The 14998-nt window shown below is 61.2% G+C and carries 7 protein-coding genes and 1 pseudogene; 1 reads left to right on the forward strand and 7 read right to left on the reverse strand.

What is annotated here, in order from left to right:
* From N181_RS08030 to N181_RS31370, 7 genes and pseudogenes are all read right to left on the reverse strand, one after another.
* A partial coding sequence (locus N181_RS08030) for a pyridoxamine 5'-phosphate oxidase family protein (protein WP_060563326.1) occupies positions 1-385 on the reverse strand: 385 nt, incomplete at its 3' end.
* A gap of 80 nt (positions 386-465) precedes the next feature.
* Positions 466-1227 carry a diacylglycerol kinase catalytic domain-containing protein gene (locus tag N181_RS08035; protein WP_014857881.1) on the reverse strand — a complete coding sequence of 254 codons (762 nt, stop codon included), beginning with the start codon at positions 1225-1227 and terminating at the stop codon, positions 466-468.
* Between the two features lie 199 nt (positions 1228-1426).
* On the reverse strand, positions 1427-9700 hold the full coding sequence (locus tag N181_RS08040) for a GH36-type glycosyl hydrolase domain-containing protein (protein WP_234885902.1): 8274 nt from the start codon (positions 9698-9700) through the stop codon (positions 1427-1429).
* A gap of 179 nt (positions 9701-9879) precedes the next feature.
* Positions 9880-10908 (reverse strand): universal stress protein, encoded by a 1029-nt coding sequence (locus N181_RS08045; RefSeq protein WP_014857883.1) that lies wholly within the window; start codon positions 10906-10908, stop codon positions 9880-9882.
* A gap of 305 nt (positions 10909-11213) precedes the next feature.
* The gene (locus N181_RS08050; RefSeq protein WP_014857885.1) at positions 11214-11417 is read right to left on the reverse strand and encodes a hypothetical protein; all 204 of its coding nucleotides are present in this window, start codon (positions 11415-11417) and stop codon (positions 11214-11216) included.
* Between the two features lie 25 nt (positions 11418-11442).
* Positions 11443-11712, reverse strand: a complete 270-nt coding sequence (locus N181_RS08055; RefSeq protein WP_014857886.1) for a hypothetical protein — start codon at positions 11710-11712, stop codon at positions 11443-11445.
* A gap of 15 nt (positions 11713-11727) precedes the next feature.
* Positions 11728-14051 (reverse strand): annotated as a pseudogene (locus tag N181_RS31370) (Orn/Lys/Arg family decarboxylase).
* Positions 14052-14487: 436 nt separating this feature from the next.
* On the opposite strand from N181_RS31370, the gene N181_RS08070 reads away from it, so the two are divergent.
* Positions 14488-14703 (forward strand): hypothetical protein, encoded by a 216-nt coding sequence (locus N181_RS08070; RefSeq protein ID WP_014857891.1) that lies wholly within the window; start codon positions 14488-14490, stop codon positions 14701-14703.
* Positions 14704-14998 lie beyond the last annotated feature (295 nt).

Below are 14998 nucleotides of genomic sequence, written 5' to 3' on the forward strand. Positions count from 1 at the left end.
CCACACCCGAAATTACACCAGCTTGACGGACGCTATCCCCCGGCTCCCACCAGTTAACGTGCTTCTCGAGAAGGGACCATGCATGAAGGCATTCACGATGCCATCGTGCCGTATCCGGAAGTTCCTGATAACGCCCATACGCCACCACGCTCCTCCACTGCTTTCCGGTGACAAGCCCGTCGACCTGCACACAAACGTGAGGATTGGCGCGCATCCATTCGATCTTCTGCCCGGGCATGGAAAAAGCGTAGAGGCATTTGCCGGCATATGCGTAGTAGACTGGGACGACATAGGGCTGGTTGTCTTTCGCACACGCGAGCCTCGCCAGCCGCTCTGCCGAAAGAAGCGCGATGCACTCCTCTTCGGTCATTTCCCTGATGAACATGGTTCAATTCCTTCATCGAAGAAGAGTTTGAGTTTAATGCTGGATCGGCGCGCCCGCCTTGACGCAACGCAAATGGGGCGTCAGCACGAGCGGCCAAAGGCCGTCCAAGAATCGTTCTGAGCCACGCGATCGAAGAGCAGCGTCGCCTCGCGTTCGCGATTGCAAAACAGCTGCGCACGACGAATGTCCGGGACGGCGTCAATGGCGGTCTCTATGCGAACAGGATGGTGAGAGGCCTCAACGACCTCTACATCCAGGATCGCGCGATCACTCAAGACAATGTGAGACCAGTCGGCGGGACGCCGGATGGCAATGCCTGTCAGCGTTAAAAGCGAAGACCTGAGCGGCAGACGCGGACCGCCGAGCGAGCGACTATAGGCCGTGCTGCCGAGTGGCGTCGCCAGCATCAAACCATCCCCCGAGATGATCATCGGGTTTGCTTGTCCGCCGAGGGCAACGTGCAATTTGGCCTCTTGGAGTCGTTGTCGGATAAGGACGATTTCGTTGATGCCGAAGAGGACCCGGCGGCCCCCTCCCGTCTCCTCGATCTCCGCTTGGAGCACAGGCAATTCCAGGCTGACAGCCGAGTGCAGCCGTTCGGCCAGGCCATTCGTCCGCAACGGATTGCAGAGAAATCCGACGGAACTTTCCGTGCGCATGGCGAATACGGGCTTTGCCGGCATTGGCAGCACCGCATGGAGCGCCTTCAGGACGGTACCGTCTCCACCGATGGTCACGATGCAGTCGGCATCTACCGCAGCGGTTTGGCCGTAGCGGCCCGTAAGTTCCTCGAGCGCGCCTTGAGCGGCTGGCCTCGGTGATGCCAGGAATGCGATCTTCATGGTCGAACCTTCAAGTCAAAACCGCTGGCTACCGCTTTCAAAAGAGCGATTGAGCAAAGGCAGCCGAGGGGGCCGAACATTGTCGCGCCAAGCCACGCTGAGACGCGACCATCCGGTCGCCGCTGCTTGCTCCGGCAACTCTTGGAGACGTTTCCATCGCACCACAATTCGATAGCCCGACACCGCACTTTAGTATGCCTTAGGACTTCGCCGCCGTAGAGGCTTTTTTCCGAAGGCGCACCCGGACCCGATGCGTCGAGCCATCGGTTGGAAGCGCCACGATAATGTCCATGTGTCGGATCCCATCAACTTCCACCTCAATCTGGCCCTTGCCGATCCGCTCCGGATCCTCGACGCGGATTGCAAGACTGCCCTTCGGGCCCTTGATTTCAGCCTCAAACGAACCCCAGTGCTTCGGCAGACAAGGGTCGATGAGAAGGTTCCCTTCGTGCAGCCTGAGGCCGAGGATCGCCTCGACGCCGAGCCGCAAGATCCAGGCGGCAGACCCCGTGTACCAGGTCCAGCCGCCGCAACCTGTGTGAGGAGCGACACTCGCGATATCGGCCGCCACCACGTATGGCTCCACACGATAGTGTTCCATGTCGGTCCGAGTGGATGCATTGCGGATCGGATTGAGCAGATCAAAAATATGCGCCGCCTGGTCACCGTCGCCGAGGCGGGCAAAGGCGTGTCCGAGCCATGCGGCAGCGTGCGTGTATTGCCCTCCATTTTCCCTGACGCCCGGCGGATAAGCCTTGATATAGCCAAGATCCTGAGGCGTGGCATCGAAGGGTGGCCAAAGGAGTCGGATAAGTCGCTGGTCCTCACGAATGAGCTCCCGAACAGCGTTCTCGACGGCTGTTTTGCCTCGCTCGGAAATGCCGTCGCTCGCGAGAACGGCCCAGGACTGGGCAATCGAGTCGATGCGGCACTCCTTGGCGCGCGCCGAGCCAATCGGAAGCCCATCATCGTCGAAGGCGCGTACATACCACTTCCCGTCCCATGCGATCGCCTCGATGGCCTGCTCGAGCTGTCCGACGCGATCACGCCAGAGCCCGGCCAAGTCGTCGCGTCCCATACGCAGAGATAGCGCTACAAATCGCTTGATCGTGGCGACGGCGAACCACGCAAGCCAGACGCTTTCTCCCCGACCCTTGCGCCCGACGCGGTTCATCCCGTCATTCCAATCGCCAGTTCCGATCAGCGGGAGGCCATGGGCGCCCTGCGTCACGCCGCGGGCCAGGGCCCGTTCGCAATGCTCGAAAAGCGAGCGCGGCTCCGAAACCATGTCGAAGCGTGCGTAGCGATCCTCTTCCTCGGGCGTGAGCGGCACCGCACGCAAGAATGGGACCTTTTCGTGCAGGATCGAAGCGTCACCGGTCGCCTCGACATAGCAGCCCGCAACATAGGGCAGCCACAGCAGGTCGTCGGAGCAGCGCGTGCGAACCCCGCGGCCATTAGGCGGGTGCCACCAGTGAAGCACGTCGCCTTCCTCGAATTGACGCGCAGCAGCAGTGAGGATGTGAGCCCGCACCCGCTCCGGCTCAGCGTGGAACAACGCGAGCACATCCTGTAGCTGATCACGGAAGCCGATGCCGCCGCCCGCCTGGTAGAAGCCGGCGCGCGCAAGGATGCGAGAAGCCAGGGTCTGGTAGAGAAGCCAGCGGTTTACCATCAGGTCGAAGGCGGGGTCAGGCGTCTTGACCTGAACGGCGCTGAGCCGCCTGTCCCAGTGTTGAGCAAGTTCCTCGAAAGCGTGATCCGCGCGCCCCGGCTCCTGCCAACGACGCGCAAGTTCGACTGCATGGGCCTGATCGTCTCCCTGTCCGAGCACGAAAACGACCTCGGTCCCGTCGCCGGCGCCGATATCGAGATGGACCTGAAACGCGGCGCAAGGGTCCGCGCCCGCCTCGACCCGCCCGCCGAGATCCCAGCGCTTGAGCCCCGTCGGGGCCCTGAGATTGCCCTCGCGGCCCAGAAAGTCCCGGCGATCCGTGGTCAGGCTATGAGGGGGACGGGTCGAGGTCAGGAACGCCACGCGCTCGCAAAAATCGGGATTCCAAGGATTGCGCGCAAGCAGCGCGTGGCAGGCGGGATTGTACTCGCACACGACGAAGGATCGTGCCTTGCCGCTGAGCGAACCGAGCAGCCACTCGGCATAATAGGTGGCGGTGATCCGCCGCGTTCGAATGCCGGGATTGCGAAGCTTGAGCCGCACGATCTTGGCTGGATCATCCGGAGGCACGAAGACAAGAAGCTCCTGCTCCACTCCGCAATCCACGCGCCGCCAGACCGTATAGCCCGCGCCATGGCGAATCTCACAGGCCGCCCCTTCTCCCGCCGGGCTTGGCGTCGGCGTCCAAATCTCGGCGGTCTCCTCATCCCTGAGATAGAGCGCCTCACTTGGTGGATCCGCAACTGGATCATTGGTCCAGGGGGTCAGCCGATTTTCGCCGCTGTTGATTGCCCAGGTGAATCCGAGACCGGTCTCGCTGACGATTGTGCCGAAGCGCTCGTTTGCAAGCACATTGCACCATGGCGCCGGTGTCTTCTCACCCGGCTGGAGGTGAATAACGTATTCACGGCCGTCACCAGTAATGCCACCGAGACCGTTGTCAAAAACAAGATCGGCGGGATGGGGCAGGATTGCCGCTGTCTCGACCGGTTCGCGACGTCCAGTCGGTTCAAGGCGCGGCGGCCGCGGGCGCGACTCCGTCGCGGAAGCGATCTGCCGAGCGAGTGGGCCCTTCGAAGCATCGAGAATGGCCTGCGCACTGGCTTCGACAAGGCGCCTTTCCTCGTCGTTCACCTCATCGGCGAGGATCAAATGGATTCCGCCGTTGCGGCCAAGAAGTTCAAGCGCGCTCATGTCCTGCAGGAGAGTGGTAAGTCGTTCCCTGAACGGCTCCAGATAGCCGGTCGCACCGCCGCGTAAGACTACAAGATCGACGTGAATTCCGCGCCTGCGCCAGAGCTGATGTCCTGCGACAAGCGTGTGCAGGAGATCCATCTCTTTGGGATCGCCCGCATGAACAAGCAGGACCGGATGATCGCCAGAGATGCCGAGAGCCCACAGCCGCGGCTGGCCGAGCTTGTTTGTGGCAAGCACTTCCGGAGCAGCACGTAGCGCGTGATGCCGATAGACGAGCAACGAAGCGAGCACCTGCAGGTCGGGCAGCCAAGCCCCATCGAGCCCGAGCTGCTGCGCCTCGCGCGCGGCTTCCGCCGCCGCATCGTTGAGCGCCCAGTCGACAGAGGCAAGCGTCGCATATCGCTGGGCCGTGGTGAGGAGCGTTTCCCGCGATCCGTCGGCCATAGTCAGGAAGGCGAACTGACGCCGCTCGTGCGGCTCCAGTGCGACCTGCACCTGAAGGGCCATCACCGGGTCAAGCGTCCAGCCTGCCGTCCTTGAAAGCCCCACTTTTACGGCATAAGGACGCCTGGCATCGCCCTGGCGCCCCAGGAAATGCCGGCGGTCGGTCTCGAAACCGGCGATTTCGACGCCGGCTTCGTCAAGAACGACCCAGTGGAGAAGCACCGGCGGATTTTCTTGCGGATGACGGCGACGGCGCGAGAAAAGCAGCCCGTTCAAGGCGGGCAGGTGCTCGCTCCCGACGAATAATTTGCTGAAACAGGGATGGCGCTCGTCCTCAAGGGGCGGGGCAAGCACCACCTCACCGTAGCTGGTAAAGCGAAGGCGCCTTGGCCGCTCGCCCTCATTGACCACGCGCATGCGCCGGATTTCCAGGTCATCGCCGGGAACGACGCCGACCTCCATACTGATGCCGACGCCATGGTCATGGCGATGGAACTCTGCCATATGGGGATGGAACATGACGCGTGCATCATCTGGCGCCACGCCGGTCGGTTGCCGTCCGACGGACCAGACAGACCCGTCCTCCTCATCGCGGACGTACATCCAGAGTCCGTGGTTGTCGCGGGTGGCATCGGGTAGCCAGCGCGTCAGTGCATGATCGTGCCAGCTCAAACGTCCGCCCCCAGCCTCGGTGATCCAGCTCGCCAATCGCCCATTTCCGAGCGCATGCATTTGCGGAAAGGCTTCTGCCGAACGCGGTTTCCAGGGTTGCGGGGCCGGTATGCTCGTCCGCCGCTTCGGTGATACCCGGCGCTTTTCGAGCGTGCGGACCGAAGGGGGCGTCTCCCAAGGTACCCGCTCGTGAACGAGGAGCTCGACCGCCCGGACGCGCGGGTCGGCATGGAACCGACGGATGAGAGCCTCATCGCATAGCGCATTGTCGAGCGCCGCCAGCGTCATGCCCTGGTGGTGCGCCATATAGGCGCGGACTGGCGATAAGCAGACGCCTCTCGCAACGCGCTCGGGCGTGAAGTCGGCCGCTTCGAAGAGGCCGTAGCTTCCGGCGAGCCCGAGGCGCGCCAACGCGCGCAGGTTCCTGACGGCCGCTTTGGCCGCGATCGGCAGTGCGAGCGCTGTTGCATAGGGGGCGACGACGAGATCGCGCGAAAGTCCGCGCCGCAAGCCAAGCTCGGCTATCCCGAAACCGCTATAGCGGTAATTGTGATTTGCGTCCCGCGAGGCAAAGGCCGATTCCGACGTCCCCCAGGGAATTCCCCTTTGGTCGGCATAACGGCGCTGCGCATCGACCGCTGCGCGTTCGCTCTGGCCAATCAGCGTCTTGATACCGCTCCGAAGAAGAAGGCCCGGCATAAGATACTCGAACATCGACCCGCCCCAGGAGACCAGGGAGAGCCCTGATTTCGCCCGAACCGTTAGCCGTCCGAGATGGAACCAGTGCTCGAAGGCGACATCGCCCTTGGCAATCGCAAAGAAGCTCGCCAGGCGGGCCTCGCTGGCGAGCAGATCGTAGTGGGAGGGATCGATCCGATCGGTACTGACGTTGTAACCGATGCGGAACAGCCGGGCCTCCACGTCGTACAGCGACCTGAAGTCCATCGCGAATGCCATTGCGCCGGACCTCTGCGAGACATCCAGCAATTCCCTGCGGAGCGCTGCCTGCGCCTGGGCACCCGCTTTCAGGGCCGCATCGACCTTGGCGAGCCATTGTGCTGCTGCCGCCGCCGACGGCATCGCTGCCTCCAGCACCGCATGTGCGCTGGCGCAGCGGGTCTCGACATCCGATATCGAAACAGGGACCGCTATCAGTTCCGCAATTTCATGTGCCAGGCCTTCGCAGCCCGGAGCAGGTGTTTCGATGAGGGGAATCCACGGAGCCAGCGTCTCGATATCCCGCTTCATGCTTGAAAGGTGGTGACGGGTGCGCCCGAGCCAGCTCTGGATATCATGCAATGTCTCCGGTTGCGGCTCCGCTGGCTGCGCAACGATGCCCGCGATTGCGGCTTCGAGTTCGGGGAAAGTCCGTTCGCAAATCTCTGTCAACACGGAAGATGTCACCGAGACGTGGCTGCGGGCATGGTCGATGCGTTCCATCATCGCAGCCAGACAGGCTCGAAGCTCGTTGCTCGGCTTTTCCGGAAAACGTTCCGTCGCTTCTGCCAGCGCGCCGAGCGTGTCGGCAAGACCGTCCCATCGCCCGGGCCCTACTGCCGGAGCACAGGCCGCCTCTCGACACCCCTCCTTGAGCGCCAGCAGGGATACGGCGAGGTTGCCGCTGTCGACCGTCGAGACATAGCGCGGCTCAAGCGGCTTCAGGCGCTGCGTGTCGTACCAGTTGAGGAGGTGGCCACGATAGCGTTCGAGCCGGTCGAGCGTGTCGAGGCCATTTCGGATACGCACCGCGAGATCCGTCGATCCCACATAGCCGAGGTCCCAGGCGGCGAGGGAGGAAAGGAACATCATGCCGATATTGGTGGGTGACGTGCGGTGAGCGATGGCATAAGGCTCCATCTGGACATTGTCCGGCGGCAGCCAGTTGTCGGCGGGACCGACAAAGGTTTCGAAAAAGAGCCAGGTGCGCCGAGCCAACTGGCGCAGAAACGCGAGGTCGTCCCGACCAAGCTCCTCCGTGCGCCAATCACGAGGACGGCTGAGCCAGGCGGCGATCTCCGGCGCGGCGAACCACAGCAGCAGCAGGGGGGCCGCAGGCAGGAGGACCGATGGATTGAGCAAGGCGACGGCGGAAGCTGCAGCCGCGGATAAAGCCGAAGCGGGCCACATATATCGCCATGCTGCGGCACGAGGACTGCGGCTGTTGACGGCGTTTGCCAGTTGCGCAGCCGATGTCCATTCGAGAAGATGCCTGCGCGATACGATCAATCGCCAGAACGTCCTTGCGACGGCATCTAGCGCCACGATCGCATCGTTCGCCAAAAAGACGACGGCAAGCAGCCAACGTCCCGCGGGATCGCTCAATTGATGGAACGCCCCCCGCACGGCCTCGCGATACCGGCTACGGCCAACGGCCGTCAGCAAATCGGTAAGAAAGTGGCATCCCGGGGTGGCCACAGCGAATGCCATCCACACCCACGGTTCGCCTGGCAGGCCCAACCAGCCGGCTGCTGAGAGCAGCAAGAGGGAGGGCGGAACGAGGCTGCGCTGCAGATTGTCGAATACCTTCCAACGGTCAAGGAGGGTCAAGGGATTCTTGCGCCACTTGCCGCCGGCGCCGGGTACCCGTCTTGCAAGCCAGGGCAGCAGCTGCCAGTCACCGCGGACCCAGCGATGCCAACGGCGGGCATATTCGACATAGCTGATGGGAAAATCCTCATAGAGCACGATGTCGCTTGCGAGTGCTGCGCGCCCTTGAATGCCCTCGAAGAGATCATGGCTGAGAAGGGCGTTCTCGGGCACCCGTCCATCGAGGCTGCGATGGAAGGGAGCGACCTCGTAGATCCCCTTGCCTGTATACATGCCGGAACCGAAGAGATCCTGATACACGTCGGACACCGCCCGCGTGTAAATATCGATTGCGGTGTTGCCGGCATAGAGGCGTGCGAAGAGAGACCGGTTGCCGTTTTCAGGCGAGATCTCGACACGCGGCTGCAGGACCGTGTAGCCGGCTCGAACTCGGCCAGTCCGTTCATCGAAGCGGGCGCTGTTCAGCGGATGGGCAAGCGCCCCGACGAGACGGGATACGGAACCGGGCGGAAGGACCGTATCGGCATCGACGGTCACGACGAAACGAGTCCGGCCAAGCTCGGCTGCATTACCTTCGCGCAGGGAAAATCCGCCTGTGTCACCGTCGAGAATGAGGCGGTTGAGCGCTTCAAGCTTGCCGCGCTTGCGCTCCCACCCCATCCAGCGACCTTCCGAGGGGTTGAAGCGCCGCGGGCGATGCAAAAGATGGAAGGGACCGTCACGTGTCTGTCCGTACCGGCTGTTGAGCCTTTGAATGCCCGCCAACAGCACCTGTTCCGTCTCCTGGTCACCCGGCATATACCCGGCCGGGGCATCGGAAAGGTCGCTGAGAACCACGAAGCGCAACGATCGATCACGGTTGGACAGCCAATGCCGTTCCAGCCGCTCCATCACATGCGGAACTTCGTCGGCGCCATGAAGGATGACGGGAACAACCACTGCCGTGGCGCAATCGGCCGGGATCGCCTTTTCAAAATCCAGCTTCGGCAGTCCCTGGGGACGGACGACCAGTGCAAGGATCCCGTGCACGGCGGCGACCCCAAGGACTGAAGCCGGCAACAGCGTGAGGGCGATGCCGAGGATCCATCCGCCTGACCCCGCCCCAACAACCGAGAGATACGTCGCTGGAACGAGCAGCGCGGTGGCTGTGGCCGCAATCAGTGCAGCGGCGTAAAGTACCCCGGCGTGGCGACGGAGCCAATGGCTGCAGACGGTTAACCGCGGACGACGCAGGCCAATCAGGGTCTCGAATTCACCGCGCCCTTCGCCAACCAGCCAGTAGCCGACGTGATCATGCGGAGAACCTTTCGCCTGGCGCGCCCGAAAGACGGCGCACTCCGCGATTTCCATCTCTGGCCGGCCGGCGCATGCGGCGATTTCCTCAACCGCTTTGCGGTAGCGGTCGCGGGAATCGAAATCCATCAATTGGTAAGCTCTAGCCGGTTCATCGCGCAGAATCGCCTCGACAGAACTGGCCCGGTCAAAAAAGTCCTTCCACTGTATGGACGAGATCACGCCGAGATTGGCCAGCGCTCGCGATATGCATTCGGTATCGTCGAAACGGTCAAGTAGCGCCACAAGCTGCGTCGGTGCGAATGGAGGCTTCAGATCCGGAAAGAGCCTCGCGCAGCGACAGGCGAGGATTTCCAGGCAGGCAAGCCGCAACATCGTCGGAAGCGCCCACAATTCCGCGATCGTCAGCGGGGTACCTTCCTGGTAAGACCGAATGAACCTGACCACCGTCGTCAGCGAAAGCTGGAGGTGCGATGCCTGGAGGAGGCCATAGCCGATCGCAAAGATACGCGGCACGCCTTCACTCCCAGAATCCTCCAGGCTCGGCAGCCGCTCGTAAAACCCTACCGGCAAGTCCGGTTCGATCTGCAGCACCGCGCGCTGAACCTGGTAGTCGTTGTCGAGCAGCCACTCGGCGGCCCTCACAGCCCCCGACGGGGGGTCAGACGCGGCAGTCCGCGCCCGCTGGAGCCATCCCTCTATTCGATACAGCTCCGACCAAGGTGCAATCGGCCGAGGTTTCAGTCTGGATGTTGCGTGCCGCTTTTGCAATTGCCGCGCGGCTAACGTGAGAGTGTCCGATTCGGAGAACTCAACTTGTGCGCTCATAGCACCGCACGACCAGGAGGCCGCCCATCTGATTTTTCTGTAGAAGCACTGCTACCGGCCCCCGAACCGCGCAGCACAATCAGCAGCGGCGTCGCCGTATGCGTCACCAGAAAGGATGCAATGCTGCCGCACGAGACATCAGCACGATCGCCGCGACCGTGCGCGGACATGATGACAAGATCCGCCGCCTCCTCGACGGCAAGGCGAGAAAGGCTGCCGCGAACGTCCCCATCGCGGAGAATCACATTGACGGCAAGGCCTTGTTCCGCAATGCGGGCGCGGATGCGCTCGAGATATTGACGTGCAACCCGCTCGTTTCGGCGGATCACCGCATCCTTCAGCTTGATGTCCTCGACCTCGAGGGGACCAATCTCCGTCAGTTCGGGAACGGGAATGATGTGGGTCAGTAGCAGCTCGGCGTCTTGTTCCCTGGCAAGACGCGTTGCGAGGGCAAGAACGCTTTCCGCTCGAGATGAGCCGTCGAGTGGCACAAGCAGGCGCCGGTAATGCACGACATCCGCATCGGAAACCGAAGATGGGACAAGCAGAAGTGCGCCTGAACACGTCTCGACCAGTTTGCGGGCCGTCTCGCCCAATGCCCAGTCGGCCGCTCCGCTATCTCCATGTGTGCCCACCGCTATCAGACCTACCTTTTGGTTGCGTGCCCAAAGACAGATCTGTTCAGCCGGCTGTCCCTCGACGACGATCGTATCGATGTGGAAGGTTTCGTCGCCTCGTTCGCTTGCCAACCGCCTGATGTAGTCATGGGCCGAGCGGCGCCGAACGTCCCATTCAAATGGATCCAGGGGAACATCGGTCTTGGGCGCCACTTCCAGGACATGAAGCAGCGTGAGTGAGGCATGAAGGGCGTGTGCAATGGCTGCCGCATGCGGAATGACCTTGTGCGAAAGCCATGACGTATCCAAGCAGGCTACGACTCCGCCGTCGACAGGACTGGCCGGATGTTCCGACGCGCTGCGACGATGGTTTGCGTCACCGCCTGTTTCAGTGATAGATGCCGGCATGGTCACCTCCCTTCTCCCGTGCGAGGCGCTAGGTTCGCGGCCACTGCGAGCCGCGAGTCCCGACTGCGAGGATCGGCAACGGATACTTGTCAGTCATTAGGGCCAGGATAGCCTGTCGCATTGCGCCTATTATCAATTCCTCATGATCACCCATGCCGCTCGTACAGCGTCCGAAAGTTCGGTTGAATCGCCACGACTGACCTCTTCCTCCATCACGCGGCTGCAATGCCCATTTGCGAAACACTGCGGATGCACCCTTTTGTTCCGGCGCGGGAGCTTATGAGCAACCGCGCTAGTTACGGCCCTCAGGGGGTCATGGCCTTCTTCCTGCTGCGGATGAGCTCCTGTACGGCTTCGATCTCGTCCATACGGCCCATTTCGTAGGCCTGCTGGCAAATCCGCCGCATCTCATCAGCGAGGACATAGGGGTCGGAAGAGAAGCTCTCCGGCAGCTTGATCAGGGTCTTCGTGCCGCCACCGATCTGTTCAATCCAAATTTCGTGTGCCATGGTCCGTCTCCGGCCAACATTCTGCTCAACTCAGCCTGGGTGACGCCTCAATCGCGTCGAGCAGCGTATTTCCGATCTTTCGCGAGACCTCGAAATCGGTGCGATTGGCAGCGATCGCGAAGCGCAAGAGAACCGCTTCGAGATAGTCGACATACAACACGGCCCTTTGCCTATTGGCGATGCGGCTCGTCGCCCGCAGCACGAGTTGCTTACCGCTGTAGAGATCAATCTGCGCATCAACTGCCAGGAGCGCACGAAGCTCAATAACAGCTGCGGTTGATGAAACATCGTACATGGTTACATCCGCGGTTTATTGGTCGACTCGTGAAACCACCTTTAGCTGCTGCGAAGGCGACTGCGATGGGCAGGCGGTGACATCTGCTGTGTTCTCCTTAAGACAATCCACAAGGTACCGCCTTTCGCCTGGTTCTCTTACGAAACGGATCCCATGGATGTCAGTCTCAAAGCCTGGGAATTTTTGGTCGAATTCACGGGCGTATACGAGATAATCCTGGATCGACTTCGTTGCCCTCGTGATCCGTTCGCCCGGCATGATGAGCGGAATGCCCGGCGGGTACGGCGCGATCATCACCGCCAGCGTCCGCCCCATCAACTCATCGATGTCGACGCTTTCCACACGTCCCTTGACCAGCTCGTTATAGGCATCCGCCGGCCGCAAGATCACGTCGGGCAAAACCGCGTACATTTCGCGCTCGGCCCGGGGCACGTCGTCTTTGCGGTACACCTCGTGAATCTGCCGGCAGAGATCTTTGAGGCCGAGCGTCCCGTATGCCTCCGTATGTCCCGTCACAAGGTCGGGAAGCACGCGTGTCAGAGGCGCATTGGCATCGTATAGATCCTTGAAGTTCAGAAGCTCGGTGATGAGCGTGCTCCACTTGCCCCGGGTTACTCCCATGGAGAAGAGGACCAGAAATGAGTAGAGGCCCGTCTTCTCGATTTCGATCCGGCGGGAGGAGAGAAATTTTGTCACGACAGCAGCGGGAATGCCGTGCTCGTCCATTGTGCCGCCAGCTGTCAGTCCAGGCGAAAGGATCGTGACCTTGATCGGATCGACCATCACGTGGTTCTCGGCAACCCCTTCGAAGCCGTGCCAGCTGTCGCCTGGCTTCAGCAGCCACTCCGCCCTCGTGTCGCTTGGCGTCTCATCCGCAATGGACGGCTCCCAGACCCGGAACCACCAGGAATCCTCCATCTGTTTCCTGACGTTGTTCATGGCTCTGCGGAAACTCATCGCCTCGTCGATGGTCTCCTGCACCAGGGCGCGCCCAGCGGGCTGCTCCATCATCGCTGCGGCGACGTCACAGGAAGCGATGATGCCGTACTGCGGAGAGGTCGAAGTGTGCATCATGAACGCCTCGTTGAAGCGCCGATATCGAGCTGCTTCGTCTCGGCGTGCTGCACATGAATCATCGACGCCTGCGAGAAGGCCGCCAGGAACTTGTGCGTCGATTGTGTGGCGACGGTTATCGCATGCGGCGACCGTGAGGGACGTGACGAGGAGATCGCGTGGTAGCCATCATAGAACTCGTGAAAATTGGCATAGGCATACCAGGCCTCATCGAAATGCAGGACATCCACTGTATCGCCAAGAGATTCTTTTATTCCGTCGACGTTGTAGCAGAGACCATCGTAGGTGGAGTTGGTCACCACCATTAGGCGCACCTTGCCATTCGCCTTCCCGGCGAACGGGCTGGCTGCAATCTTCTGAGCAATGGCTTCAGGCGTGAACTGATCCTGGGCGATCGGCCCGATGATGCCAAGACCGTTACGCGACGGCGTCAGGTAGATCGGTACCGCACCCGTCATGATGAGCGCGTGCAGGATGGATTTATGGCAGTTGCGGTCACAGAGAACCAGGTCGCCCCGGCTTACAGTGCCGTGCCAGACGATCTTGTTGGCAGCCGATGTACCGCCGACCACGAAGAAAGTTTGATCCGCGCCGAATATCCGGGTGGCGTTTCTCTCCCCCTCGGCAATGGGGCCAGTATGATCGAGCAAGGAGCCAAGACTGCCAACGGAAACGGAAATATCCGACCTCAGCGTATTCTCGCCGAAGAACGTATAGAACAGCTGACCGACCGGACTCTTGCGAAAGGCAACGCCTCCGCCGTGCCCGGGTGTATGCCATGAATAGGCGGCGTGAAGCGTGTATTCCATCAATGCCTTGAACATCGGAGGCGGCAGACGCTCGAGGTAATTCCGTGCGTGGCTCACGATAGCGCGCGCCATAAACTCGGCAGAATCTTCGAAGAGACGCATGAAGGCATCGGCGTGGTGCAATACGTTCGCTGGCACCATCTCAGCTGTCGTCCCGTCACCGAAAAGGAAGATCGGCAACCGGTCGTTCCTCGATCTTTTTGCGGCGAGCACCTCGGCGAGAATCTGCCATCGGGTTGTGCTGTCTTCCACGCCGTCTACTGAGATCACCCAGCAACACTCAGTATTGAAGACATTGACGAGGCGGCGAGCGTCCTCGTAGGTGACCCCGCCGACGACACGAAAGCCTTCCCCTTCGATCGCCTGCGCGAGGCTCCGCATTCCCCGCCCCGCCGCGTTCTTGCCTTCATAATCTTCGTCGATGACGACGATAGGGAATGCCTTGTAAAATTCCATAGTGCCACGCTCCCGAACTATCGGCGTCTGTTTGCGCGGGCTGCACCATCAAAACTATAGACACACCTCTCCGTTGTTTTGTTGATCCCGATCAAAACTGATCGCTTTGGACGGGAGGGCTTTTTGGACTGTCGGGGGCGATGCTTGCAAAACATCTCCCATTCAGCCCGAACCTGACACCCTGCTGCCGCTCACACGAGGCGCCATCGTGCGGCGGCTCGTCCTTGAGTTCAAGGATCGGGGCCACGGTTGTGCGCTGGGCGAATTCGCCATGCCAGGATTTGGGCGCAAGACCCAAATATTTGACCGCCGTCAAAGACTTTTTTGAGCCGCGATTGCCTAATGTTGTCGATGGTCGCGATTAGTCGAGGCGCGTTAGCAGGCCGGCCGTCGCAACGACGTGCTGTTCCAAACTGCGTTGTCCGGGAGGCTATCTATGTTGTTTGATGACAGAGAGTCTAAGTACGAAGAATCGAGCCTGCTGCTATATCGGCGGTTCGGACAACCTGATCTTCGACCGGTCGCACACGGCCAGACCTTTCAGATTGCCGAGACGGAAGATCGGCAACGCGCAGCAGTGCAGCGCATTCGCAAGTTGACTGGCAAAGATGGTTGCAGCAACGAGCTTACCGACGCGGGATGCTGGAAGTAGACAGATCGCAGGTCAAATCAGAGAAGGATTCTGCCGCGTCGGCCTTTGCGGCAAATCAAGTTCGCTGTGGTTGGGGTTTGGTCCAATCGTCGCACAAACTCCTTGAGCGCCGCCTGAGTGGCTAACCTCCGCCATGCCGGGAAAACAACGTAAGCGGTGTGCCACTCACACCTGGGCGAGATAATTCCGGGATTCGGTATCAAATGCCACGGGCCATGGAGCGCTATGGCAACTTTGCGCCAGCAGCGGAAGTCGTCCGTTCAGGCGTCGAACTCCCGGTGCTGGCCGTTGATCG

The organism is Sinorhizobium fredii USDA 205 (genome assembly GCF_001461695.1).
Taxonomy (GTDB): domain Bacteria; phylum Pseudomonadota; class Alphaproteobacteria; order Rhizobiales; family Rhizobiaceae; genus Sinorhizobium; species Sinorhizobium fredii.